The organism is Pseudomonas sp. AC247, assembly GCF_979258015.1.
The window spans coordinates 4,885,026-4,908,705 of the sequence record NZ_OZ409829.1 but is presented as its reverse complement, the minus strand read 5'-3'; the positions used below and the strand labels follow the sequence as shown (position 1 = coordinate 4,908,705).

Below are 23,680 nucleotides of genomic sequence, written 5' to 3'. Positions count from 1 at the left end.
CGGGATACCGCTCGGGAAGTCGCCGGGTTTTGATAGTTGAAGATGTGCTAGCCTGCAATCAATGATTTCATTGATTGCAGGAGGCATCATGGCCAGCATTACAATTCGAAACCTCGATGAAAAGCTCAAGGAACAGCTGCGCATCACCGCGGCTCACAATGGGCATTCCATGGAGGAAGAAGCTCGACTCATTTTAGGCAGGGCTCTGACGACGGTTGACCGTGCCGGTGGTCTCGGCAGCCGAATCCGCAACAGATTCAGTGCTGTCGGCGGAATAGACCTCGATTTGCCGGAGCGTTCAGAAAAAGCTACTACGGTGGATTTCTCTGAATGATAGTGCTTGATACCAACGTTCTTTCGGAGTTTATGCGAGTCGAGCCAGAGTCCCGTGTGCTTGCCTGGGTTGATGCGCAACCTGCGATGGAGCTGGCAGTGAGTGCCGTGACGGTGGCAGAAATACTTCACGGTATTGCTCGGCTGCCTTCCGGAAAGCGCAAACAAAAACTTGAGGCCCATGCGATGGCGATGTTCGAAGAAGACTTTGCCGGACGTATTTTGTCTTTCGACGCTCATGCCGCTGTCGAGTACGCAACGCTTGTTGCGGATTGCGAATCAAAAGGCCGCGCGGTTTCGATGGCCGATGCGCAAATTGCTGCGATCTGCCGAACCCATGGCCTCCCCATAGCTACCCGTAACGTGAAGGATTTCGAGTTTAGCGGTGTAGAGATGATTAACCCGTGGGCAGCTTGAGGATCACAATAGCGAAGTAGATGGCCCCTGAAAAAGTTCGCTACCCACATGGCACTGTAGGAGCTGCCGAAGGCTGCGATCTTTTGATCTTTTTTATGATTGCTCCGAATCGAAGATCAAAAGATCGCAGCCTGCGGCAGCTCCTACATGATGCGGAGTTTTTTCCGGGGCATCGGGGTGACAGGCCTGACGCAATCGCGGGCAAGCCCGCTCCCACAGTTCATGATTCGAACACAACATCTGTGAACGACTCCAACCCTGTGGGAGCGGGCTTGCCCGCGATTGGTTTTTTGCTTCAGCGCTGTACGAGGATCAAACGCGGAAGTGGCTGACCATCTGCTGCAACTGACCACCCAAACGTGCCAGTTCAACACTCGACGCCGCCGTCTCATCACTCGCCGCTGCGGTCTGTTCCGACACGTCGCGTACGTTGATGATGCTGCGGCTGATCTCTTCAGCCACTGCACTTTGCTGTTCAGCCGCCGCAGCGATCTGCTGGTTCATCGACTGAATATTCGACACCGTGCGGGTGATGTTTTCCAGCGATGCACCGGCCTTGCGGGTCAGGGCGACGCTGCTGTCGGTCAGTGCGCGGCTGTTGCTCATCACCGCCGAAACCTGCTGGGTGCCGTTCTGCAGACCGGCGACCAGGCCTTCGATTTCTTCGGTGGATTTCTGCGTACGCTGGGCCAGGCCACGCACTTCGTCGGCAACCACGGCAAAACCGCGACCGGCTTCACCGGCACGTGCCGCTTCGATCGCAGCGTTAAGGGCGAGCAGGTTGGTCTGTTCGGCAACAGCCTTGATCACGTCCATGACGCTGCCGATCTTGTCGCTTTCCTGTTGCAGTACGCTCATGGCTTCGGTCGAACGCACCACTTCGCTGGCCAGACGTTCGATCTGCGCGATGGCTTCGTTGACCACTTTGTCGCCTTCACGGGCTTCGCCGTCAGCGGCGGCAGCGGCTTGCGAGGCTTCTTCAGCGTTGCGCGCGACTTCCTGCACGGTGGCAGTCATTTCGTGCATCGCGGTGGCGACCTGATCGGTCTCGATTTTCTGGCTGTTCACCCCGGCGCTGGTTTGCTCGGTGACGGCGGACAACTCTTCGGCGGCGCTGGCGATCTGGGTGACGCCGTCGCGGATGCCGCTGATCAAGTCGCGCAAAGTCACGCCCATGCGCGCGATGCCTTGTTGCAGCACACCGAGTTCGTCGCGGCGGGTGACGGTGACGTTCTGGGTCAGGTCGCCGCTGGCGATGCGCTCGACCACGGCCAGGGTTTCTTGCAGCGGACGGGTGATCTGACGGGTGATGATCACCGCAGCAATCACGCCAACCAACAGCGCCAGCAAGGTGCTGATCAGCTGGAAGGTGCGCGCCTGGGCGCTCTCGATGTCACGACGGTCGAGCTGGATCTGGTACAGCTGCTCGCTCAGGGTCACGATGGTGGCGCCCTGATCAGTCATTTCCTTGCGGGCCTGCACGGCTTCGGAGTTGGCGTTTTTATACGCCATCAACGCGCTGCGGTAGTTGCCCAGCGCTGTCTCTAACTGGCGCAGAGCGTCCTGCTGAGAGTCAGCGAAATGCACATTCAGTTGCTTGAGGCTGGCGATTGCCACGTCGACTTGGCCGACTGCTTTCTGCTCGGTTTCGGCATTGGTGGTCGCGGTGTAGCCGCGTACTTCATAGCGCGCGAGGATGAACGCTTCCTTGGCGGTGGTGATCGCCTGGAACTGGGCGAAACGCTGTTCGCTCATGTCCATTTGCTGCACGCTTTTGCTGATCGATTCGATCAGGTTGTAGGCGGTCTGAGCATTGGTATTCATGGTGTCGCGCGCGCTGTTGCCGGTGCGATACGAATTGCGCATTTTGTTCAGCGAGGTCTGGTATTCAGCGATGGTCGCTGCCTGCTCTTTGAGCAGTTTGACGTTTTCCGGGCTCTTGAAACTGTTGATCAGCTTCTGCTGTTGCGCAGCGAAGCCTTCAAGGGTGGTCTGCACGTTCTGCGCGGCGGTTTCATCGCCATTGGTCAGCATGTATTGCAGGCGCACCACGCGCAGTTTGGTCAGACCGGCGTTGAGCTGGGTGATGTCGCTCATCCAGTTGCTACGGTCGATCAGGCCACCGAGGCTGGTCCAGCCTGTCAGGGCCAGCACGCAGGTCAGGGCCAGCACAAGGCCGAAGCCCAGGCCCAGTTTCATGTTCACGCTGATGTTGCCGAACCAGCTATTCATCAAAAATCCTCCAGAAACGTAAGGTTTCTTAGTCGTCAGTTAGGCTGGAAGATTGTTGTTTTTTTGAGCCAGCAAGGGTGTTAGCAGGTCTTTATCGGCCGCAAATGCGAGAGCTGAAAGGTTTTTGTCGGACAGAATTTGTAACAGACCGGCCCAAGACTTTTTTCACATGGGTTTCACTGGCTGCCGACGCCCGCCTCTGTACCTTCGCCGCATCGAATGACAAGTGATGCAGGCTGGCGAGGCGGCTTTTTGTGGAATTGAGACTGAGTCTGTTCGGCGTCAAACGCTCGGTCGATCTGAGCGCTCTGGCGCGTTTTCGCAACACCTGGGTGGTGTTGGCGGCATCGGCACTGGTGATACCGCTGACGTTGTGGCTGCTCGCCCCGGCGGCGATCCCTGATCTGGCGCATGGCAATGTGGCCGGGGCCCAGGCGTTGGCGACTGGCTGGGAAAAGGGCGAGATGATCGTGCTGGTGCGCCACGTCGAGCGCTGCGATCACTCCAAAGCGGTGTGCCTGAGCGGTAATGACGGCATCACCGATCGCTCGCGCAGTGTCGCGGTCGCGGTCGGTGCGCGGTACGAGCAACTGGGGCTGAACAATGCCGACATCTATAACAGCCCGATGGTGCGCACCGTGCAGACCGCCGGGTACATGTTCAACCGCGCCGCAGTGGGCGAAGACTGGTTGATCAGTTGCAAGGGCCGCATGTTGCAGGAGGCGCTCGCGCACAAAGTACCGGGTCGTAATCTGATTCTGGTGACCCACAGCGAATGCATGGCGCAAATCGAAAAAGACCTGAAAGTGCCGGCGTCCGATCCCGGCTATGGCTCGTCACTGTTTGTTTCTGCTGCCAGCCCGGCGGCTCCGAAAATGCTCGGCTTCATTGAGGCCTCTGACTGGCACACGGTGACTACCGAATGAATACTCGTTTTTACGCTTACAACTTCGGCATCCCGCTGGCCTGCGCGACGTTGGTGTTCCTGACGTTCGACATGACCAACATCGACATCGCTTTCAGCAACCTGCTGTTCGATCCGCTGACCCAAACCTTCCCGCTCGACAAGATTCATTTCTTTGAAAAACTGACTCACAAGTGGGCGCGGATCATTCCGAACTGGACGGCGGAAATCGCCCTGATCGGCGCGATGTTGTCGGTGGTCTGGCCGTTGGTCACTCCGCAAAAGCGCCCGCGACTCGGGGCCTTTCTTGAGCGAAGTAAGGTCGCTCCGCTGCTGCGATTTGCCGCCGATCACCGTAGGGATTTTTTCTTCGTCGTTGTTGCGTTTGCTGTTTGCACCGGCGTGATTCATTTCCTCAAGGCGCACACCAGCGTTTACTGCCCGATCGAAACCACGCTGTACGGTGGGAAAATGGCTCACGTTGAGTGGTACAACAATTTTCAGCTGTTCCATGAAGCAGGCGAGGGGCGCTGCTGGCCGGGCGGACATGCGTCGGGCGGTTTCACCATGCTGGCGTTGTACTTCGTCGCACGGCGCTATCAGTGGCGGTTTTCCAGCGCGATTCTGTGGGGTTCGTTGTTGCTTGGTTTTGTGTATGGCACGACGCGGGTTCTGCAAGGCTGGCACTACATGTCCCACACGTTCTGGGCGGGAATCTTCGTTTGGTTGGCGTGTTTGCTGACGGCGTTGGCGTTTTATGGGCGGGCGCGGCTGGAGCGGCCGGTGTTGGAAAAGCATCAACAGCGAGTGCCCGCCAGCAACTTGGCAACTCCCTTGAGCAACGAATAACCCTGTGGCGAGGGGATTTATCCCCGTTGGACTGCGCAGCAGTCCCCTTCTTTCTTGAATAAAAAGAGGGGGCGCTGCGCACCCCAACGGGGATAAATCCCCTCGCCACAAAGGTTGTATTCAGTCTGCTTCAGTCGCTTACAAAGTAGTAAGCCTGGCGCCCCACCATCATGGTCTTCAACACTTTCAGCGGTGCGGCAGGTTCGGTGTCCGCCGAGATCACCGCCACATTGGTGGCTGCCGCAGCGAGAAAGTCCCGCAACTGCGCCTCTGTATCCAGACCTTTAAGCACGCTCTGCGTATAGAACACACTCGCACCGCCCACTCGTTCATTGGCTTGAAACAATGCAACCTGATGACCGTCCGCTTGCAACGCTTGAATGTGTTCGGTCAGCGGCAGGAACGACAGGTGTTTATCGGCGTTCGGCAACGTCCACTGTGCGGCAGCGAGATAGCTGCCGATCACTACGGTAAGGACAGCAGCGGCCAGTGCCTGGCGATGCCTCGCGATTCGGCTGACAAAACCCTGGGCGGATTCGTACGCTTTCAGCTTGTCGAACAACACCCCCGCAAACTCGGCCGCAATCACCGCTGCCGCCGGGGTCATCGACATCAGGTACACCGTGCGTTTACTCGACGCCAACGTCAGCATCACGAATTGCGCGACGATCCACAGGCTGAAAAACAGCAGATACCGGTTGGCCGTCAACTCTTTGCGGAAATGCCACAGCCCCAGATACACCAGAATATTCCACGGTAAAAACGCTTCCGGCAGTTTCGCCAAGTAGTAGTAGAACGGCTCGTAATGCCCGGCCTCGACGAACGATCCGCTGAACCGTCCGACGCTGTTGGTCAGCAGCACTTCCTTCACCGCTTGCGCGCCGCCATGTTGATAGAGCACTGCGAGCCAGATCATCAGCGGAATCAGCCCGACCAGAGTCAGTAATCCTGGCCACAGCCAGTCAGCGACTTTCAGACGCTTGTCGAGCAGATTGTCGGCCAGCAGATAAGCAAAAATCACCACCCCCGGCATCGCCAGCCCCAGCACTCCTTTACTCAACGTGGCGATGGCAATCCCGCCGACAAACAGCAACGAGTTACCCACGTTCGATGCGCGTTGTGCCTTAAAAAATGCCAGCAACGCCGCTGTTACACCGAGCGCCAGCAGCGCATCCTCGCCAACCCCACGCACGTTGCTCCAATAACTGGCCATGGTCGCCAACAGCATCCCTGCTGTCCACGCAACGATGTTTGGCCGCCCGAAACGCCGCAACATGCCGTACAACAGCATCACGCTGAGCAGTCCGGCCACCGCCGACGCCAGTCGTACCGCCCAGGGTGAAATGCCAAACACGCGCATGGCGCCGGCGTCGAGCCACAGACTCAACGGGGGTTTTTCCAGAAAAGGCTCGCCGAACAGACGCGGCGTTACCCAGTCGTTGTCCAGGTGCATCTCCATCGCGATCCCGGCGACGCGGGCCTCGGTAGAGCCTTGCAACTGGTGATTGCCCAAGGCGAAAAAGAACAGCAGGGCGGCAAGCAGAAACAGCGAAGTGGCGGCACGCGACATGGCTTTCAGGCTACCGGAAGGGGCGAGAACCTTGAGCATACGTCGCCATTGCTGAACAAATCGTGAAGCTCAACCCAGTTGTCGCGACCAGCGCTTTTCCGGCGTTTCGAACAGCGGATTGACCAACGCCGTCAGCACGTGATCCTGCCAGCGTCCGGCAATGTTCAGATACGCCTTGGCGTAGCCCTCACGCTCGAAACCCAGGCGCTCAAGCAAGCGCGCACTGCGGTCGTTGCCGGGAATGTAGTTGGCCATGATCCGGTGCAGATTCTGGTTTTCGAACATGTAGCCGATGCCGGCCTCCAGCGCTTCCTGCATCAAGCCTTGGCCCTGATGGGCTTCGTTGATGTGATAACCCAGATAACACGCCTGAAACGCGCCGCGAATAATCCCGCTGAAATTGCACGCGCCGATCATTTGCTCACCGTCCGGCGTCAGCAGGGCGAAGTGCATGGCCAGTCCGGCCTCGAAAGCACTGGCCTGGATGTCGAGGCGTCGACGAATCTGTTCGGTGGAGAAATATTCCGTGGTGCGGATCGGCGACCAGGGCGCGAGGTGGCGCAGGTTGCGCTTATAGAAATCACTTTCCAGCGCGGCCTGATCCGGGGCAAGAATCGCCAGCGTCAGGCGTTGGCAGGGCAGGGTCAGCAGCGGCATCGGGCGCTCCGGTCAGGGATATCAAAGGACAGAATTGACCGACGCGGCGGAAAATACAAACCGCTCTATAAATTCTGGCCACCCGCTGCACATCCAGATAACGATGATGCCCTGTAGGAGCTGCCGAAGGCTGCGATCTGTTGATCTTGTTTTTACAATCAAAAGATCGCAGCCTTCGGCAGCTCCTACATGAGAGGTTTGGTCGATGTTCAGGGAGTGGGGCATGGAGTTTGCGTTTACTGTCGGTACCGAGTCGCTGACATTGCGATCGCCTGATCCGGCGATGACCAAGGCGTTCCAGCAGGCGCTGAACGTCAGTTATCCACAGCACGCGGAATTCCTCACCTGGGCCCGGCCGCACACCACTGAGGCGCAGGCGCTGGAATCGTTATCGCGTGCCCGTGATGACTTCAGCAGTGAAACCGGTGAGCGCCGGTTGTTCATCATCAGCGCGGACGGGCAATCGATCCTCGGCTGCATCGGCTTGAAACCGCGTCCGCGCCAGCGCTTTGTTGTCGGTTACTGGGCCAACACCGAGTATTCGGGCAAGGGTTACCTGCGCGCCGCCCTCACTCAATTGGTGAAGCGCTTGCCTGATTCAACGTTTTACCTGACCACCTCGTCGGCAAACACGCGTAGCCAGCGACTGGCCCAAGCGGCGGGTTTTGTGCGGGTCAGAGTTCATCCGCAAGCCCGCCACTCACCCCGCCATGGCGTGCAGGACACCTACGTGTATCGCCTCGACGCCAAACGCCAGGCAAAAAAAAGCCCGCAGGAGCGCGGGCGAACCGTAGTTTCTTGAATGAGCGAGTGGACTGTACAGGGTTGGTTGTGAAGGGGCTGTGAAGAAAAATTCATCTGCTCTGCCGCCGCAACTGCCCGGCGACGCGGCCTCGGGAATGAATTCAGCGCTTGGTTTTTGCGTCTGCCGCATCACCTTTGGCAAGGCTTACCGACAGCGCGTAATTGGCCACTTCAGCACGCCGCGCCGCATTGCGCATCAGATAGACCTGCACCGTGTATTCGCCGTCGGCGGGCAATGGGCCGAGGAAGTGATTCCCCATGATCGAACCGTTGAACAACGCCGAATCTGCGCCTTTGGCATTGATGTTGAAGTAGGCGGAGGTTTTCGACGGTTTGAAATCGACCGTCAGAACCTGCCCGGCCCTGGCGTTGAACGTGTACTCCGCCGTTTGATTGCCCTTGATCGACTGTTTAATCACAACACTGCCGACACCAGCCTTGAAAGCGATGGGTTCTACCCGTGGAGCGGGAGTGTCCGCCGCGTGGGCGCACAGCGAAATCATTGCCACCATGACGGCGGCGATCCAGGTTTTCATGTTCAGCCTCATTGCTCTTCGATGTTTGCAGCATAGAGCCGGTAACGAGCGCTCGCCGGGCTGCGATGCGGATTAAATGTTGCTGGATTTGAGCGTGTACTTGAAGGGGTGTTCCCGCAGGCGGATGCTCAAGCCTTTCCAGCGATCCGATGAAGAAGCGGTCTTCACATAATTCCTACGCCAGCAAAGCTACCATCCGACGCATGCACCTCGGGTCTGACAGGGCGATTTCATCATGAACATGAATGTGCTCTACGCATTGGCCGCCGCGGCGTTGTTTGGCGCGAGCACGCCATTGGCCAAGCTCTTGGGCGTGAATGCTCCGCCCATTCTGTTAGCCGGCCTGCTCTATCTCGGCAGCGGTGTGGGCCTGGCGATTGTGCGGTTTGTTCGCGATAAAGGCTGGCGCGCGCCAGCACTCGCCGCTGGCGAATGGCCTTGGTTGATCGGCGCGATCGCCTTTGGCGGTGTGCTGGCGCCCGTGGCGCTGATGTTCGGTCTGACTCGAACGGCGGGGGCGACCGCCTCGCTGATGCTCAATCTTGAGTCAGTGCTGACGGCGTTGCTGGCGTGGATCGTCTTCAAAGAGAATGCAGACCGACGCATTGTGATCGGCATGATCGCCATTGTTTTGGGCGGCGTTGTTCTGTCCTGGCCGCAAGAAGCGGTCACGACTCAGGACTGGATCGGCCCTCTGGCCGTGGCTTTCGCCTGCCTGTGTTGGGCAATCGATAACAACCTGACGCGCAAAGTCTCGGCCTCGAACGCGCTGTTTATCGCCGGCAGCAAAGGCTTGGCGGCCGGCATGGTTAATTGTTCACTAGCCTTGGCCATCGGTTCGCAACTACCCAGCACCGGTCCACTGATCTCAATCCTGCTGGTGGGTTTTCTCGGCTACGGCGTCAGCCTGGTACTGTTCGTACTCGCGCTTCGCGGACTCGGCAGCGCGCGTACTGGCGCGTATTTTTCAACGGCGCCATTTCTGGGGGCAGTCATCTCGATTGTGATACTGGGTGAGTCGGTCTCGGTGATGTTTTCGATCGCTGCGGCGTTGATGGCCCTTGGTGTGTGGATTCACCTGAGGGAGCACCATGCCCACGAACACCAGCATGAACCGCTCGAGCACCAACATCGCCATGTGCATGATGAACATCATCAGCATGACCATGAGTTTGAGTGGGACGGTTTGGAGCCGCATAGCCACGCGCATTCGCACGCGCCGATCCGTCATAGCCATGCGCATTTTCCGGATGTGCATCATCGGCATCGGCATTGATTGATGGGCCTGAAGGGGCGCTGAGGAGAATTTTTCGGTAGCAGGTCGGTGCAGGATGGATGCGGTCGGTGGCTTTTGAGGCGCGTTATCCAAATCCCAGATACGAAAAAGCCCGCACTGGGCGGGCTTTTTCGTTGGGTTGGTGGAGCCGGGGGGATTTGAACCCCCGTCCGCCAGTACTCCGCTGTCGGTACTACATGCGTAGCCGTTTCTATTAAGTTAACCCTCAGCGACCCGAAGGGCAGGGTGCTTTGGGCGAGTTGTGTAAGTTTTAGCCGCTTCGTCCACAACGTACTGCACGGCGATTCTGTTCTATATGACAATCACTTTGGGTTTACAGACATCCCCTCGTGATTGCTGGACCCGAAGGTACCAGAAGCTCAGGGCTAAGGCTGCTTACGCAGCGAGAGCGAATTCCTGGCCGTAGTTTTCGTCATTGGCAACTATAAGTAGTTGCAACAGTGGATTTACGACTTCTGTTACCAAGTCGGCATGCACCTAAAGTTTCGCAACCGGCGTCGAATCCTAAACGGCCCCGAACTCATTGCTCAGTACATCTGTTTGAGCAACAAGCCTGTGCAGTGTACGTCAAACGGCCGGGAAGGCCAACCCGAAGGTTGGCTTCCGGGCGTGTCAGTTACGCGTTGGATTGCGGATCTGCATTTTCGTGATCATGCCGCTGGTGATTTCGACGCATTCCTTGTCATTCCCGGCAGCCTGCGCCTTGGTGGCGTCTTCGTGCGCGGTCTTGACGTTCTCCAGCGAGGTCTCCGGAATCGAAGGCGAGCTGGTGATAAAGTCTTTGATAACTTGAAGATTCCCGGCACACAGGTCTTTATCCGCCGCAAACACCGGCGACGCCAGAAGTGCACCAGCGATGAACAATCCAGCAATTGCAGAATGCTTCATGGGTATCTCCTTGAACGATGGGGGCTCGGTGCTGCCGGACGGTCTGGCGGCGATGCCGAGGTCATGACAGGCCACGTTAGTGTAGTGCCTGTTCAATCGACCGCCACGCTACGCAGGAATTCGGTTTTTTTTACATTTAGTATGAAAACGCCATCTCGCCGAGATCACTTCTTGGTGTCGCCCGAGGCGTTCTGGATTTCCAGAATGGTGCGCTGGGTTTCCGCCAGGCAGTCGTCGATCTTGCCTTGGGACTTGAGATCCTGGGCCTTTTGCACACTGGCCGAGACGCGCGCGTTCAGATCGGGCGAGGTCTGATATTGCGATTTAGCGTTGTTTATCGTCTGCAGATTGGCTTCGCAGAGGCTGGTGGGCTTGTCGGCGGCAAACGAAGTGGAGGCCATCATCGAGGCAGTCACGAACAGACCAAGCAATACAGAACGTTTCATGGGTATCTCCTTACGCTGAGGGATCCAGACTTCGCTGACCCTGAGCGCCGGTCACCGAAAGAAGGAACGGCCCCGAGTGTTCGGGGCCTGTTCTGTGGACTGCGGTCTTGCGCAAGGGTTCTGATTTTCTTCAGTTGGCCTTCGCCTGAGTGACTCGATCAACCAGATAAACCAGGCCGTGATAGTCGATGCCGCCGTGTTGCGTCAGGCCGATTTCGCACGTGCGGCTGGTGGAAATACCTTCGCTGCAATGCTGCACCGCGTCCTTCAAGGTGCGCAGCGAATGGCTGTTCAGCTCCGGCGTGGTGAAGCCCTTGTCGCCGGCAAATCCGCAGCAATGAATACCTTCCGGGATCACCACGGTTTTGCTGCATTTGCGCGCCAGATCGATCAGCGCCTGGCTTTCGCCCAAGTGCTGAGTGCTACAGGTCACGTGCACGGCAATCGGTGCGTCTTGCTGGGTGAAGTCCAGTCGATCGAGAAGGTGCGTACGGATGAAACGCACCGGGTCGTACAGATCCAGACGGGTTTCTCCTACGTCCTGCACCAGCCGCAAGGTGCACGGACTGGTGTCGCAGTAGATCGGATCGAGGCCGCCGCGACTGGCGTGGAGCAACGCGCTGATCAACTCCTGACGCTTGTGTTCGGCTTGCTCGGCGTAGCCTTTTGAGGCGAACGGCTGACCGCAGCAGAGGTTGTCTTGATTGTCCGGGAAGACCACTTGGTAACCGGCCTTTTCCAGCAGACCACGGGTTTTGTCGTAGAGCGACATCTGCTCTTTATCGCCCGCCGCCGGCCCCATGACACGCGAAACACACGCGGCCAGATACACCACGCGCGGGCGTTCGTCCGACACGCTCGGGCTGAAGCGAATGGCTTTCTCCGGCTGAGGCATCGCATTTGTCCACAGCGGCACCTGGCCTTTGGACAAGCGTGTCAGTGTTGCCGAAAGTTTCGCCAGACGCGGCGCGCCGAGCATCATCCGCGCTCCGTTGGCCACGTGCAGGGTGAAGCGTGCACCTTGCAGAGTCTTGGCGAAATTTCCTTCAATCCAGTTAGCAGTTTTCTGATGCGTCGCGTGTCGGCCACGCAGTTTTTTCACCAGCTCACCGGTGTTGATGCCTACAGGGCAACGTTGCGCGCACAGCCCTGTGGCGGCGCAGGTTTCGATGCCTTGGTATTCGTAGGCTTTTTCCAGTTCGGTGGTGTCGACACCGGCACGTTTTTTCGCCTGAATATCGCGCCAGATCACGATGCGCTGGCGCGGGCTCAGGGTCAGGCCTTTCGAGGGGCAGACCGGTTCGCAGAAGCCGCACTCGATGCACTTATCGACAATCTCGTCGGCCGCGGGCAGTGGCTTCAGGTGCTTGAGATGGATCTGTGGATCTTCGCTGAGCACCACGTCCGGGTTGAGAATGCCATTCGGGTCGAGCAGACGCTTGAGCTGCCACATCAGTTGATAGGCGTCGCTGCCCCATTCCAGTTCCACGAACGGCGCCATGTTGCGCCCGGTGCCGTGTTCAGCTTTCAGCGAGCCGCCGAATTCCACCGCCACCAGTTGCGCGACGTCGTCCATGAACGCTTGATAGCGTGCGACTTCTTCCGGGTTGTTGAAGCCTTGGGTGAAGACAAAATGCAGATTGCCTTCCAGTGCATGTCCGAAAAGGATCGCTTCGTCGTAGGAATGTTTTTCGAACAGTTCGATCAAGCGATTTACGCCAATCGCCAATTGCTCGACCGGGAAGGTCACGTCTTCGATTATCACCGTGGTGCCGGTTTTGCGCACGGCGCCAACGGCGGGGAAGGTGTCCTTGCGGATCGCCCATAGCTTGGCGTTCTCGGCAGGGTCTTCGGTGAAGTCGACCTGCTTCTCCACCGGGAAATCACTGAGCGAGGCCATGATCTGTGCCAGTTGTTCCTGCAACAAAGTGGAAGACGCGGCGCGGGATTCGATGAGCAATGCGCAGGCATTGTTCGACAGCTGTTGTACGAAAGCGGGCATTCCCGGTTTGTCCTGCACCGAGCGCAGGCTGCGCCGATCCAGCAGTTCCACAGCGGATACCGGTTGGCTTTTCAGCACGGTGACCGCGTTGCAACAAGTTTCCACATCGGGGAAGACGATCAGCGCCGAGGCTTTGTTCGGGTGATCAATCACCGTGTCGTAAGTTACCGCGCTGATGAAGCCGAGCGTGCCTTCGGAGCCGACCAGCAGGTGGCTCAAGATATCCACAGGCTCATCGAAATCCACCAAGGCGTTGAGTGACAGGCCGGTGGTATTTTTCAGACGGTATTTGTGGCGGATTCGTGCAGCCAGTTCGGCGTTGGCGCGGGTCTCTCGGCCTAAAGTCGCCAAGCGTTCGAGCAGTTCGCCGTGGCTGGCGTGAAATGCCGCAACACTCGTCGCGTCTTCAGTATCCAGCCGCGTGCCATCGGCCAGCACCAGACGAATCCCGGCCAGCGTGTGATAAGTGTTTTGCGCAGTGCCGCAACACATGCCGCTGGCGTTGTTGGCAACGATGCCGCCGATTTTGCAGGCGTTGATCGACGCCGGATCCGGGCCGATCTTGCGCCCGAACGGCGCCAGCCACGCGTTGGCTTGCGCACCGATCACGCCCGGTTGCAGGCGGATTTGCGTACCTTGGCCACGAATCTCGCGAGCGTTCCAGTTATCCCCAAGCACAATCAAAACCGAGTCGCTGATTGCCTGACCTGACAGGCTGGTGCCCGCCGCACGGAACGTAACCGGGACGTGGTCACGTTGAGCCAGTTTTAGCAGTGCGACCACTTCGTCTTCAGATTCAACGCGAATCACCAACTGCGGAATCAGCCGATAAAAACTTGCATCAGTGCCGAAGGCTAGCGTCGATAACGGATCATCAAAACGGCGCTCGGCCGGAATCAGTTGCTGCGCATCACGCAGGAAATTCACTGGCAGCGTCATTGGTCCTCCAGGATCAGCACCACGAGGTCTTTCGGGCCGTGAGCGCCGTAGGCCAGGACTTGTTCAATGTCGGCGGTTTTCGACGGGCCGGACACCAGCAATGCGTTGGTCGGCATGCCTTGGGCCCATTCGAATTCCTGTTGCACCTGATAAAAGTTGTCGCGGATTTCGCTGGCCTTGAGCAGGGCGAAATGCACCGGCGGCACCAGACTCATCAGCCGTGGCTCTTCGCGGGTTGGCCACATGATCAGGCTGCCGGTGGCGGCGATGGCGCCGAGGGTGCCGGTGAGGCTGGCCGGGGTGTCGTTGAACAGCTCGGCTTTCCACTCTTCCATCGGCCGGTCGTAGGATTTCAGCGTCGGCAGATCAGGATTGTTCGCCCAGTGCTGTGCGATTTTCTGCCCGTGGCCAGTAGTCGGCGCGATCAACAGGCTCGGCAACTGACGATCGCGCAGCAATTGCGCGAGAAGCGCCGGCCATTCTTCGCCGGAGGTCAGGTGGATTTCGGTGTGTACCGCTTCCATCAATTTGCGCAGTTGCGGGATGCGTTGTTCGGCGCTGTAGGTGTAGGGCTGCGTCACCAGATCGACATCGAAGTCGTCGGCAATCGGCGTGGCGCCCGTCAGACTTTTGCGCAGTTTGCCGAGGATATTTTCTTTGGCGCTCATCAGCGGTCTCCCTGTTTGGCCAGATGCTCGCGGGCCATGTCGTGCAGTGAGCGTGCGGCGGGTTTCGGCGCGCTGTGGTTTTGCGTCCACGGGCCGACGTTGCTTGGGGTCAGTGCGCGCAGGCGCGTGGCGAAGAAACCGAACAATCGATACAAGGTCGGCGAGCTGTTGAGCCTGGCCCATGCGTTCCAGATAAAGCGTTCCTTGCGCGAATACTTGCTGCCCTGACCGCGCATCACTTGGTGCGGGCTGCCGGGGGCTTTGACGTTTTCTTCGCGCAGGCGCCGCAGGATCGCCGGGATGGGAATTTTTACCGGGCAGACTTCGCCGCAGGCACCGCATAGAGAAGATGCACTCGGGTGATCCGGAACCTTGGCCAGACCAACCATGTGCGGCGTGATGATTTTGCCAATCGGTCCCGGATACACCTCGCCATAAGTGTGACCACCGACGCGGGTGTATACCGGGCAATGGTTCATGCAGGCGCCGCAGCGGATGCAGTTCAAGGTCTGGCGCAATTCACTGTCGGCAAAGGCCTGGCTGCGACCGTTGTCGAGCAGTACCAGGTGCACTTCCTGCGGTCCGTCGAGTTCGTGTTCCTTGCGCGGGCCGGAGATCATGTTGACGTAGGTCGTGATTGGTTGGCCGAGCGCCGAGCGGGTCAGCAGGGACAATAACGGCACCACGTCGCGCAGGTTTTCCACGACTTTTTCGATGCCGGTGACGGCGATGTGCACCGGCGGCACGGTGGTGGTCATGCGGCCGTTACCTTCGTTTTCCACCAGCAGCAGGGTGCCGGTTTCGGCCACGGCGAAGTTGACACCGGAGACGCCGATGTCCGCTTCGAAGAATTTCTGCCGCAAGACTTTGCGACCGATTTGAATGAGTTGGTCAACGTCCTTGGTGTATTCCACGCCAAGTTTGTCGTGGAACAAGGACGCGACCTGACCGGCATTCTTGTGGATCGCCGGCATAATGATGTGTGAAGGCTTCTCGTGGTCGAGCTGGACGATGTATTCCCCCATGTCGGACTCCAGGCATTCAATGCCTTGAGCCTCAAGGAAATGGTTCATCTCCATCTCTTCGCTGACCATCGATTTGCCCTTGATCACTTGCCGCGCCTCGTGAGCGCGGATGATCGATAAGACGATGCCATTGGCCTCGTCCACCGTTTCCGCCCAGTGCACTGTCACACCGTTGCGGGTCAGGTTTGTTTCCAGTTGCTCGAGCAGGTCGGGCAACTTGGAGAGCGCGCGGGCTCTGATCGAGTTGCCCAGAGCACGCAAGTGTTCTCTTTCGTGGGCATCGCCGAAAGCCGCTGCCCGTTTGGTCATCAATGAATCCATCGCAGTACGGAAGTTGTTCCGCAACTGCTGATCACCCAAGGCGTTGTGCGCCCGGGTGCGGAAATCTTCTTCTACGGCGACCGTAGGAATAATCGCGGAAGTGCTCATTGCGCACCTCCGGTTCGTTGCCACAGAAAGCTGGCGAGATGTTGCCCGCGTAGCGTTTCTTTTTGTTTCTCCAATGCGCCGTTGATGTTCATCAAACAGCCACAATCGGCGCTCAACACCTTATGTGCGCCGGAATCCTTCAGCGAACGGGTCTTGTCAGCCACCATCGCGCCGGAAATGTCTGGCATACGGACGCTGAATGTTCCGCCGAAGCCACAGCATTCGCTTTCGTGGTCGTGGTTGACCCGTTCCACGTTGCTCAACTGCGCCAACAACTCGCGGCCGTGCAGGTGGGTGTTCATTTCGCGGCGTGCCGAACACGAAGTGTGCAGGGCGACTTTGACCGGTTCGCCGCTGTCCTTGAGCTGCACCTTGCAGACAAACAACAGGAACTCGGCCAGTTCGTAGGTGCGGGCCGCGAGGGCCTGAACCTGTTTCAACGTGTCCGGCTCGTCCTTGAACAAGTCGGCGTAATGTTCGCGCAGCATGCCGGCGCAGGAACCTGACGGCACCACCACCGGATAATCGCCGGCAAACAGCGCCAGTTGCGAGCGCGCTACCGTCCGTGCCTGCTCGGTGTAACCCGAGGTGTAGGCCGGTTGGCCGCAGCAGCTCTGCCCTTGCGGGTACTCGACCCGGATCCCTTCGCGCTCCAGCAAGTGGATCGCGTCCATCCCGGCTTCGGGATAGAACAGGTCGACCACACAAGTGCCGAACAGGTACACCCGCGACGGTTTTTCGCTGGGGTATTGCCGAGGTTCGGGCAGTGGCGGTGCCACGCGGGTCGCGTTCGGCACAGCGTTGTAAAAAAGCTCGCTCATCAGGCGTGTCTCCGGGTGGGCCCGGTTATCCGTCTGTTGCGGCTGCTGAATATAGAGAACGTTGCTTTCAGCAGCCTTACAGACCGGGTTGTGAATTGCTGACGCCGGCATCACCAACCGGCGTCGGTTTTTTCTCTATTTCTTATCGGTTTAATGCACCAGCATGCCGGTGAACCAGTAGGCCTGAGCCAGAGTGATCAGACCGACAATCGTTGCAAAGAATAGGCTGTGCTTGAGGGTGAAGCGGAACAGATCCGACTCTTTGCCGACCAGGCCGGTCGCGGCGCAGGCCACGGCGATCGATTGTGGCGAGATCATCTTGCCGGTCACGCCGCCGCTGGTATTCGCTGCGACCAGCAGGGTGTCGTTGACGCCGATCTGGTGTGCCGTGGTCGCTTGCAGCGAACTGAACAGCGCGTTGGACGAAGTATCCGAGCCGGTGAGGAACACGCCCAGCCAGCCGAGAAACGGCGAGAAGAACGGAAACGCCGCGCCCGTACCGGCCAGCACCAGTGCCAAGGTCGACGACATGCCGGAATAGTTGGTGACGAAGGCAAATGCCAACACCATGCCGATCGACAGAATTGGCCAGCGCAGTTCGTAGAAGGTTTCTTTCAAAGTGGTAAGACCAATTTTGAAATTGATCCTCAGCACCAGCATCGAGATCAGTGCGGAGAAGAAAATCGCCGTGCCGGTCGCGGAAATCGGATCGAGTTTGAACACCGCCGGGATGGCGGTCGGAGCAGCAACGATCGGTGCAGTTTTAATCACCAGTTGATCAAGGTGTGGAATCGCGAAGTTGAACACCCAGCTGTACATCGAGCCGCCGGCGGCGAACATCGCTTTGAAAGGTTTCAGCGTCCAGATGGTTACCAGCACGGTGAGGATCAGGAACGGCGACCAGGCCTTGAAAATTTCCCCGAGGCTGTAAGGCGAAGCCACGGTGGTGCGTTTCTGGCCGAAACCGCCGACGCTGGCGGTAATCGCAGCGCTCGACGTGGCACCGGCGATTTGCGCGCCGGCGGTGCGTTTTGGCTGCCAGATTTTCAGGAACAGTGTCAGCGAGACCAGGCTGGCCAGCGCCGAGGTGATGTCCGGCAATTCCGGGCCGATGAAGTTGGACGTGAAGTACTGAGTGACGGCGAAACTCAAGCCGGCAACCAGTGCGGCCGGCCAGGTTTCACGCACGCCGCGCAGACCATCCATCATGAAAATCAACCAGAACGGCACGAACAACGACAGCAGCGGTAGTTGGCGGCCGGTCATGGCGCCGATCTTGAAGGCGTCGATGCCGGTGACTTGGCCTGCGACGATGATCGGAATCCCCAGTGCGCCGAACGCCACCGGTGCGGTGTTGGCGATCAGGCACAGGCCGGCGGCATACAGCGGGTTGAAGCCCAGGCCGACAAGAAGTGCGGCGGTAATTGCCACTGGCGCGCCGAAACCGGCAGCACCTTCCAGGAACGCGCCGAAGCAAAAACCGATCAGCAGCACTTGCAGGCGCTGGTCGTCAGTAATCGATAACACCGAACTGCGAATGACCTCGAACTGACCACTTTTGACCGTCAGTTTGTAGAGGAATACGGCGGCGACAATGATCCAGGCAATCGGCCACAGACCGTAGGCGAACCCATAACCGGCGGCGGCGAAGGCCATGTCGACCGGCATCTGGAACGCGAAGATCGCCACGGCAATCGACAGAGCGAGGGTGATGCTGCCGGCCACATGGCCTTTGAGGCGGAACACCGCCAGGGCGAGAAAAAAGAACACGATGGGAATGACGGCCGCGAGTGCGGACACGCCGAGACTGCCGAGCGGGCTATAGAGCTGTTGCCAGGTTTGCATATGGGGTGGCCCCTAATTGTTGTTGGTCAGGCACTGTCAGCGTTCTTGGATAATTGGTAATACCAATTTACAATCGCTGTTGGCTAGGGTAAAAGCCTTGATGTCGGTGTGTCAATTTGTCGCCCTAAAACTTTTGTCGAATCAGCGGTGCAGATCGCATCTGATCCGGTTTCGGCAAATGGCGTCCGGTAGGTGTCGGCGAGGCGCCAATAGGCCAGAATAGAGAGCCCGGCGAGCGGTCGGGATCGTGGAGAAATGAGTTATGGGGTTTGATCAGATACGTCAGCGCCGTTTGTCTGACGATATTGTCGAGCGACTCGAGGGGATGATCCTTGAGGGCACGCTGAAGTCCGGTGAGCGGCTTCCGGCGGAGCGCACGCTGGCTGAACAATTCGGCGTATCACGGCCGTCGTTGCGTGAGGCGATTCAGAAGCTGGCAGCGAAAGGTCTGCTGGTCAGCCGTCAGGGCGGTGGCAACTATGTTGTCGAAAGCCTGGGCTCGACGTTCAGTGATCCGCTGCTGCAGCTGCTCGAAAGCAACCCCGAGGCGCAGCGCGATCTACTGGAGTTTCGGCATACTCTGGAGGCATCGTGCGCCTATTACGCCGCATTGCGCGCGACGGATGTCGATCGTGAGCGGTTGACCGCAGCCTTTGAAGAACTGCAGGACTGCTATTCGCGTCACGACGAGGTCGGTCGGGCGGAGGAGGGCGCGGCGGATGCGAAATTCCACCTGGCAATTGCCGAAGCGAGTCATAACGCGGTGTTGCTGCACACCATTCGTGGACTGTTTGATCTGCTCAAGCGCAACGTGGTGACCAACATTGGCGGCATGTACAAGCAGCGCGCGGAAACCCGCGACATGCTGATCACCCAGCACCGGGAATTGTATCTGGCGATTATTGAAGGACGTGCGGAGCAGGCGCGCGAAGTCTCCAGCCGACACATTTTGTATGTGCAGGAAGTGCTGGAAGAGGTGCGGCAGGAGGTTCAGCGCATGGCTCGGGCGGAGCGGCGCAAGGGGATGTGATTTTTTCAAAGCAAAAGATCGCAGCCTGCGGCAGCTCCCACACAGGAATTTGCGTTTTCCTGTAGGAGCTGCCGCAGGCTGCGATCTTTGCTTTCAGGGGGGAGGACTAGTCTTCCTTACCCTTGTTGCGCACAGCGCGCTGCAGTTCACGACCGGCGTCGCGCTCGCGCTCGGTGTCACGCTTGTCGTATTCCTTCTTGCCCTTGCCCAGAGCGATCTCGCACTTGACCATGTGCTTGCTCCAGTACCAGGACAGGCAGACGCAGGCGTAACCCTTTTGCTGCACCATCGCAGCAAGCTTTTCCAGCTCGCGGCGGTTGAGCAGCAATTTGCGCGTGCGCACCGGGTCGGCGATGACGTGGGTGCTTGCGGTCATCAGAGGCGTGATGTGGCTGCCGAGCAGCCACGCTTCGCCATCCTTGAGCAGGACATAGCTGTCGACCAGCTGTAGCTTGCTTGCCCGCAGACTTTTTACTTCCCAGCCGGCCAGGACCAGACCAGCCTCGAACTTATGTTCGATGAAGTAATCGTGTCGCGCCTTTTTATTCTGCGCGATGGTCCCTGTTGGGTGTTTCTTCTGTTTAGCCATAGGGGCGGCATTATATGGAGATAAACGGCTGTCGGCTACGGTGATGCTGCGTGCTTGAGCAGGTTGAGTGAATCCCGGACAATGCGGCCTCTTTTTCTAACGCTTGGGCGTGATAAACGATGTCGACAGACAAGGTTTCTGTCCACGGCAGTTGGGCTAGCCGCTGGGTATTCATACTCGCCGCGACCGGTTCGGCCGTGGGACTGGGTAGTATCTGGAAGTTCCCGTACATGGTCGGGGTCTACGGCGGCGGTGCATTTGTACTGATGTTTCTGGCGTGCATCGCGCTGATCGGCATCCCCGTCATGCTCGCTGAAACCCTGATCGGCCGGCGCGCCCGGCAAAGTCCGGCGAACGCCTTGAAGGTGCTGGCGCTGGAAGCCGGGCACTCGGGCAAGTGGTCGTGGGGCGCATTTGCCGGGATGATCACGGCATTGTTGATTCTGTCTTTCTATAGTGTGGTCGGTGGCTGGTCGCTGGACTACATCGTCGATATGGGGCGAGGCGACTTCCAGGGCGCGACGGCCGAGCAGGTCGGCGCTTATTTCGGCAATGTCATCTCCAATCCATGGCGCCTGACACTTTGGCACACGATTTTTATGCTGCTGTCAGCGTATGTGATCGCCAAAGGCGTGGTTGCCGGGCTTGAGCGCAGCTTGCGCATCATGATGCCGCTGTTGTTCGTGATGGTGCTGGTACTGCTGGGCTACAGCATGACCACCGGGCATTTCATGGAAGGCGTGCATTTCATGTTCGACTTCCACCCGGAAAAAGTCCTCGACGGCTTGCTGCCGGCGATGGGGCACGCGTTCTTTTCGCTGAGCGTCGGCGTCGGCTCGATCATGATCTATGGCGCTTACATGCCGAAAAACGCTTCGCTGTCCGGCACGGTGGTCGGCGTGGCGCTGCTCGATACCTTTGTTTCGCTGGTCGCCGGTCTGGCGTTGTTCCCGATCGTGTTTGCCGGAGGCCTGAATCCTAGCGAAGGACCTGGCCTGATGTTCGTCAGCCTGCCATTTGCGTTTGGTAATGTGGCATTCGGTCAGTTGATGGGCGTGGTGTTCTTTGTGCTGGTGGCGATTGCTGCCTGGAGTTCGGCGATTTCCCTGCTGGAGCCGATGGTTGCCTATCTGGTTGAGCGCACGAAAGTCAGTCGCGCCTGGGTGACGTTCTGGTTGGCGTTCATCTGCTGGTTCGTCGGTCTGGGTACAGTTTTCTCCTTCAATATCTGGAAGGAAGCCAAATTTTTCGTGAACGAAGGCGGAGCGTTCCACCTCTACCAATGGGGTGCGCAGAGCGGCCTGGACTTCTTCGGCGTGATCGATTTCTTCACCTCGCGGATCATGTTGCCGCTCGGTGGCCTGTGTTTTGTATTGTTCGCCGGATGGGTGATGGGGCGTGAGGCGGTGCGTGACGAATTGTCGATCCGCAACCCGGCACTGTTTGCCCTGTCTTTGTTCTTGATGCGCTACGTGGCGCCTATCGGCATTGTTGTAGTGTTTGCCGCTCAGCTCTGGAAGTAACGCTTACATGACGACACATATTCAACGATCAGCACTGCTGCCGTACCCGGCGCAATTCCTCTATGACCTGGTCAACGACGTGGCGCGTTACCCGGAGTTTCTGCCGTGGTGCTCGGCCGCCGAGGTGCTGGAAAGCTCGCCCGAGCACATGCGCGCCAGCGTGGGGGTGGCGAAGGGCGGGCTCAGCCAGCATTTCGTCACGCGCAATACGTTGGTGCCAGGGCAGTCGATCGAGATGAACCTTGAAGAGGGGCCTTTCAATCAACTGCACGGCGTCTGGGTGTTCAAGGCGTTGAACGAAAAAGCCTGCAAGATCAGTCTGGACTTGTCGTTCGATTACGCCGGGCCGCTGGTGCGTGCCACATTGGGGCCGCTGTTCAATCAGGCCGCCAATACGCTGGTGGATGCGTTCTGCCAGCGTGCCAAGCAGATGCATGGTTAAGCCGGTGATCGAGATAGAAGTGGTGTATGCCGCGGTTGATCGTCAGGTTTTGCGCTCGGTCAGCGTGGCAGAGGGCGCGACAGTTCGGGCGGCAGTCGTTGCATCGGGGATTGGCGTAGAGTTTCCCGAGCTGGATCTGGCGCAATGCCCGTTGGGTATTTTCGGCAAAGTGGTTGCCGATGCTGATTCGCGGCTGGTTCAAGCAGGGGATCGCATCGAGATTTACCGCCCGTTACTCGCCGATCCGAAAGAGGTTCGGCGCCTGCGCGCGGCCAAAGCGGCCGAGGCTAAAGCCCGGAATCTTTAGGAGCGCCAAACGCCAGACAATAAAAAACCCGGAATTTCCGGGTTTTTTATTGCCTCGCCAATTACTGCGGCGAGGTGTCCAGCGGCTCTGGTGTTGGAACCGGAACGGTTTCCACACCATCGACATCCTTCTGGATCTGATCCAGCAAGGAACCTGGCTTGACCGGTTTTTCCGGTGCTGGCTTCTCGGCGTTTTCAGCAGGAGCGGTCACAGAAGTGCCACTGTCCTTGCCGAGAATGGCTTCGTCACGGCTGACGCCCGGCATAAAGTCACCGGACAGGCTGACAAGCTGGTCGTTTGAGTTGAAAATAACGCTGACGCGTTCCTGTTGGCGTTCACCGCCACCCGGTTGCAGGCTGTACAGATAATCCCAGCGATCGGCATGGAACGTGTCGGCAAGCAGAGGGTTACCCATGATAAACCGTACTTGCGGCCGGGTCATTCCCGGGCGTAACTGGTCTATCATGTCCTGCGTGACGACATTGCCCTGCTGGATGTCGATTTTGTAAACCCCGGGGAATGAACAACCGGCGAGTGCGAGCAGTCCCACAAAGGTGAAACTGGTTAGCAAGAGCTTGGTGTTTTGCATCGGTGGGCGACTTCCACTATCTTGGCTGGGACAACGTAAACGCCGATCATACCCGCATTAAGAGAAGCTGCGAAGCAGCATCGCGAGAAAGCTGACCATGGTTGAAAATAGCGAACTACGCAAAGCCGGCCTCAAAGTGACCCTGCCACGGGTCAAGATCCTGCAAATGCTCGACTCTACCGAGCAGCGTCACATGAGTGCCGAAGACGTCTACAAGGCGTTGATGGAAGCTGGCGAGGACGTCGGTCTGGCCACGGTTTACCGTGTTCTGACCCAGTTCGAAGCAGCTGGCCTCGTGGTCCGTCACAACTTCGACGGCGGCCACGCGGTATTCGAACTGGCTGACGGTGGCCACCACGACCATATGGTCAACGTGGAAACCGGTGAAGTGATCGAGTTCTTCGACGAAGAAATCGAAAAACTTCAGAAGTCGATCGTCGAGAAGCATGGCTTTGAGATGGTTGATCACAACCTGGTGCTGTACGTGCGCAAGAAAAAGTAAGCATGTCGCGCGAATTTCAGGTTCGCGAAACGAGCG

At 58.3% G+C, this 23,680-nt stretch carries 23 protein-coding genes, 1 other RNA gene and 3 pseudogenes; 11 read left to right on the top strand and 16 right to left on the bottom strand.

Annotated features, from left to right (window positions below):
* The first annotated feature begins 88 nt into the window (after positions 1–88).
* Both ACZZ0B_RS22380 and ACZZ0B_RS22375 read left to right on the top strand, forming a co-directional pair.
* Complete coding sequence (locus tag ACZZ0B_RS22380; RefSeq protein ID WP_463546250.1) at positions 89–334, top strand: FitA-like ribbon-helix-helix domain-containing protein; 246 nt, start codon at positions 89–91, stop codon at positions 332–334.
* Positions 331–750 carry a PIN domain-containing protein gene (locus ACZZ0B_RS22375; protein ID WP_463546249.1) on the top strand — a complete coding sequence of 140 codons (420 nt, stop codon included), beginning with the start codon at positions 331–333 and terminating at the stop codon, positions 748–750. The genes ACZZ0B_RS22380 and ACZZ0B_RS22375 overlap by 4 nt, the downstream gene beginning before the upstream one ends.
* Positions 751–1,062: 312 nt before the next feature.
* Here ACZZ0B_RS22375 and ACZZ0B_RS22370 read toward each other — a convergent pair.
* The 3 pseudogenes from ACZZ0B_RS22370 to ACZZ0B_RS22360 form a co-directional block, all read right to left on the bottom strand.
* A pseudogene (locus ACZZ0B_RS22370) lies at positions 1,063–1,659 on the bottom strand (methyl-accepting chemotaxis protein); the annotation flags it as partial.
* Between the two features lie 261 nt (positions 1,660–1,920).
* Positions 1,921–2,067 (bottom strand): annotated as a pseudogene (locus ACZZ0B_RS22365) (HAMP domain-containing protein); the annotation flags it as partial.
* A 117-nt stretch (positions 2,068–2,184) separates the two neighbouring features.
* Positions 2,185–2,949 (bottom strand): annotated as a pseudogene (locus ACZZ0B_RS22360) (methyl-accepting chemotaxis protein); the annotation flags it as partial.
* Between the two features lie 287 nt (positions 2,950–3,236).
* On the opposite strand from ACZZ0B_RS22360, the gene pmrG reads away from it, so the two are divergent.
* Together pmrG and ACZZ0B_RS22350 are read left to right on the top strand one after the other, a co-directional pair.
* Positions 3,237–3,908: a lipopolysaccharide core heptose(II)-phosphate phosphatase PmrG gene (gene pmrG, locus ACZZ0B_RS22355; protein WP_463546248.1), complete on the top strand. Its 672-nt coding sequence runs from the start codon at positions 3,237–3,239 to the stop codon at positions 3,906–3,908.
* On the top strand, positions 3,905–4,735 hold the full coding sequence (locus ACZZ0B_RS22350) for a phosphatase PAP2 family protein (RefSeq protein ID WP_463546247.1): 831 nt from the start codon (positions 3,905–3,907) through the stop codon (positions 4,733–4,735). The genes pmrG and ACZZ0B_RS22350 overlap by 4 nt, the downstream gene beginning before the upstream one ends.
* A gap of 130 nt (positions 4,736–4,865) precedes the next feature.
* Here the strand turns inward: ACZZ0B_RS22350 and ACZZ0B_RS22345 are convergent, their stop codons facing one another.
* Both ACZZ0B_RS22345 and rimJ read right to left on the bottom strand, forming a co-directional pair.
* Positions 4,866–6,344, bottom strand: coding sequence for an ArnT family glycosyltransferase (locus tag ACZZ0B_RS22345; protein ID WP_463546246.1), 1,479 nt, complete (start codon positions 6,342–6,344; stop codon positions 4,866–4,868).
* A gap of 30 nt (positions 6,345–6,374) precedes the next feature.
* On the bottom strand, positions 6,375–6,962 hold the full coding sequence (gene rimJ / locus ACZZ0B_RS22340) for a ribosomal protein S5-alanine N-acetyltransferase (protein ID WP_463546245.1): 588 nt from the start codon (positions 6,960–6,962) through the stop codon (positions 6,375–6,377).
* A gap of 223 nt (positions 6,963–7,185) precedes the next feature.
* On the opposite strand from rimJ, the gene ACZZ0B_RS22335 reads away from it, so the two are divergent.
* Positions 7,186–7,764 carry a GNAT family N-acetyltransferase gene (locus tag ACZZ0B_RS22335; RefSeq protein WP_463546244.1) on the top strand — a complete coding sequence of 193 codons (579 nt, stop codon included), beginning with the start codon at positions 7,186–7,188 and terminating at the stop codon, positions 7,762–7,764.
* Between the two features lie 103 nt (positions 7,765–7,867).
* Here the strand turns inward: ACZZ0B_RS22335 and ACZZ0B_RS22330 are convergent, their stop codons facing one another.
* The gene (locus ACZZ0B_RS22330) at positions 7,868–8,302 is read right to left on the bottom strand and encodes a hypothetical protein (RefSeq protein WP_440093108.1); all 435 of its coding nucleotides are present in this window, start codon (positions 8,300–8,302) and stop codon (positions 7,868–7,870) included.
* A gap of 235 nt (positions 8,303–8,537) precedes the next feature.
* Here ACZZ0B_RS22330 and ACZZ0B_RS22325 point away from each other — a divergent pair, with 235 nt between their 5' ends.
* Positions 8,538–9,578 carry a DMT family transporter gene (locus ACZZ0B_RS22325; RefSeq protein ID WP_463546243.1) on the top strand — a complete coding sequence of 347 codons (1,041 nt, stop codon included), beginning with the start codon at positions 8,538–8,540 and terminating at the stop codon, positions 9,576–9,578.
* Between the two features lie 140 nt (positions 9,579–9,718).
* Here the strand turns inward: ACZZ0B_RS22325 and ssrA are convergent.
* The 8 genes from ssrA to ACZZ0B_RS22285 all read right to left on the bottom strand — a co-directional run bounded on the left by ssrA (position 9,719) and on the right by ACZZ0B_RS22285 (position 18,662).
* Positions 9,719–10,115, bottom strand: a transfer-messenger RNA (tmRNA) gene (gene ssrA / locus ACZZ0B_RS22320).
* A 96-nt stretch (positions 10,116–10,211) separates the two neighbouring features.
* The gene (locus ACZZ0B_RS22315; RefSeq protein WP_008088282.1) at positions 10,212–10,487 is read right to left on the bottom strand and encodes a hypothetical protein; all 276 of its coding nucleotides are present in this window, start codon (positions 10,485–10,487) and stop codon (positions 10,212–10,214) included.
* Between the two features lie 164 nt (positions 10,488–10,651).
* A complete protein-coding gene (locus tag ACZZ0B_RS22310) occupies positions 10,652–10,933 on the bottom strand; it encodes a hypothetical protein (RefSeq protein ID WP_008088284.1) in 282 nt (93 codons plus the stop codon).
* A 130-nt stretch (positions 10,934–11,063) separates the two neighbouring features.
* Positions 11,064–13,874 (bottom strand): FAD-binding and (Fe-S)-binding domain-containing protein, encoded by a 2,811-nt coding sequence (locus ACZZ0B_RS22305; protein ID WP_463546242.1) that lies wholly within the window; start codon positions 13,872–13,874, stop codon positions 11,064–11,066.
* Complete coding sequence (locus tag ACZZ0B_RS22300; RefSeq protein ID WP_463546241.1) at positions 13,871–14,542, bottom strand: LutC/YkgG family protein; 672 nt, start codon at positions 14,540–14,542, stop codon at positions 13,871–13,873. Before ACZZ0B_RS22300 ends, ACZZ0B_RS22305 begins: the two co-directional genes overlap by 4 nt.
* On the bottom strand, positions 14,542–15,996 hold the full coding sequence (locus tag ACZZ0B_RS22295) for a LutB/LldF family L-lactate oxidation iron-sulfur protein (RefSeq protein WP_463546240.1): 1,455 nt from the start codon (positions 15,994–15,996) through the stop codon (positions 14,542–14,544). Before ACZZ0B_RS22295 ends, ACZZ0B_RS22300 begins: the two co-directional genes overlap by 1 nt.
* The gene (locus ACZZ0B_RS22290; protein ID WP_008088292.1) at positions 15,993–16,817 is read right to left on the bottom strand and encodes a (Fe-S)-binding protein; all 825 of its coding nucleotides are present in this window, start codon (positions 16,815–16,817) and stop codon (positions 15,993–15,995) included. The genes ACZZ0B_RS22295 and ACZZ0B_RS22290 overlap by 4 nt, the downstream gene beginning before the upstream one ends.
* Positions 16,818–16,967: 150 nt before the next feature.
* Complete coding sequence (locus ACZZ0B_RS22285) at positions 16,968–18,662, bottom strand: lactate permease LctP family transporter (protein ID WP_463546239.1); 1,695 nt, start codon at positions 18,660–18,662, stop codon at positions 16,968–16,970.
* A 262-nt stretch (positions 18,663–18,924) separates the two neighbouring features.
* Between ACZZ0B_RS22285 and ACZZ0B_RS22280 the strand changes: the two genes are divergently transcribed.
* On the top strand, positions 18,925–19,692 hold the full coding sequence (locus ACZZ0B_RS22280; RefSeq protein ID WP_008088295.1) for an FCD domain-containing protein: 768 nt from the start codon (positions 18,925–18,927) through the stop codon (positions 19,690–19,692).
* A 106-nt stretch (positions 19,693–19,798) separates the two neighbouring features.
* Here ACZZ0B_RS22280 and smpB read toward each other — a convergent pair whose 3' ends face one another.
* Positions 19,799–20,281 carry an SsrA-binding protein SmpB gene (gene smpB, locus ACZZ0B_RS22275; protein ID WP_008088297.1) on the bottom strand — a complete coding sequence of 161 codons (483 nt, stop codon included), beginning with the start codon at positions 20,279–20,281 and terminating at the stop codon, positions 19,799–19,801.
* Positions 20,282–20,400: 119 nt separating this feature from the next.
* Here smpB and ACZZ0B_RS22270 point away from each other — a divergent pair, with 119 nt between their 5' ends.
* From ACZZ0B_RS22270 to ACZZ0B_RS22260, 3 genes are read left to right on the top strand one after another with little or no spacing between them, the layout of a single operon-like run.
* A complete protein-coding gene (locus tag ACZZ0B_RS22270; protein WP_158830198.1) occupies positions 20,401–21,804 on the top strand; it encodes a sodium-dependent transporter in 1,404 nt (467 codons plus the stop codon).
* 7 nt (positions 21,805–21,811) lie between these two features.
* Positions 21,812–22,246 (top strand): type II toxin-antitoxin system RatA family toxin, encoded by a 435-nt coding sequence (locus ACZZ0B_RS22265; RefSeq protein ID WP_007915213.1) that lies wholly within the window; start codon positions 21,812–21,814, stop codon positions 22,244–22,246.
* Positions 22,239–22,553 carry an RnfH family protein gene (locus tag ACZZ0B_RS22260; RefSeq protein WP_158830199.1) on the top strand — a complete coding sequence of 105 codons (315 nt, stop codon included), beginning with the start codon at positions 22,239–22,241 and terminating at the stop codon, positions 22,551–22,553. Before ACZZ0B_RS22265 ends, ACZZ0B_RS22260 begins: the two co-directional genes overlap by 8 nt.
* Positions 22,554–22,614: 61 nt before the next feature.
* Here ACZZ0B_RS22260 and ACZZ0B_RS22255 read toward each other — a convergent pair whose 3' ends face one another.
* The gene (locus tag ACZZ0B_RS22255) at positions 22,615–23,142 is read right to left on the bottom strand and encodes an outer membrane protein assembly factor BamE (RefSeq protein ID WP_008088307.1); all 528 of its coding nucleotides are present in this window, start codon (positions 23,140–23,142) and stop codon (positions 22,615–22,617) included.
* A 97-nt stretch (positions 23,143–23,239) separates the two neighbouring features.
* On the opposite strand from ACZZ0B_RS22255, the gene fur reads away from it, so the two are divergent.
* Positions 23,240–23,644, top strand: a complete 405-nt coding sequence (gene fur / locus ACZZ0B_RS22250; RefSeq protein WP_008088309.1) for a ferric iron uptake transcriptional regulator — start codon at positions 23,240–23,242, stop codon at positions 23,642–23,644.
* Positions 23,645–23,680 lie beyond the last annotated feature (36 nt).